Source organism: Porphyromonas sp. COT-290 OH860, from assembly GCF_000768935.1.
Classification (GTDB): domain Bacteria; phylum Bacteroidota; class Bacteroidia; order Bacteroidales; family Porphyromonadaceae; genus Porphyromonas.
Genome location: NZ_JRAR01000064.1, coordinates 1 through 485 on the forward strand (window position 1 = coordinate 1; position 485 = coordinate 485).

1 protein-coding gene is annotated in these 485 nt (G+C 49.2%); it reads right to left on the bottom strand.

Annotated elements, in window-relative coordinates:
- Nucleotides 1-143, bottom strand: a 143-nt coding sequence (locus HQ41_RS09540; RefSeq protein ID WP_200880512.1) for a transposase, incomplete at its 3' end; no start/stop codon positions are given.
- Nucleotides 144-485 lie beyond the last annotated feature (342 nt).

Here is a 485-nt window from a genome sequence, read left to right on the forward strand (position 1 = left end):
GCACAATTAGCCGGGGTTGTAATCAGGGCTTCTACTAAGCCTTGCTCATCGGTAAGCACGTGTTTCTTATACCCATACCGATAATGCTTGCCTTTGCGTACCCAACGAGCCTCTGCATCAACACCGGGCTTACCACTTTTCAGTGCATCATGATAAGCTTCCTCCTGTGAGAGAGCTTCCTCTGAACGAACATCTTCTNCTTTTCAGTGCATCATGATAAGCTTCCTCCTGTGAGAGAGCTTCCTCTGAACGAACATCTTCTCTGTCTTCCGCCACCTCTATGACCACGCTACCATCGGGAGCATAAGGGCTGTCTACAATACTGGCATCAACAATGGCGCCTTGGTCAATACGGCTAATGCCATGCTTCTTGAACTGCTTGTTCAGCTCTCTAAGGAGTTTATCCATAATCCCTAGACGCGTTAGCTCCGAGCGAAAGCGACTGATGGTGCTATGATCGGGAGAGGGATAGCCAAGGTCTAAGC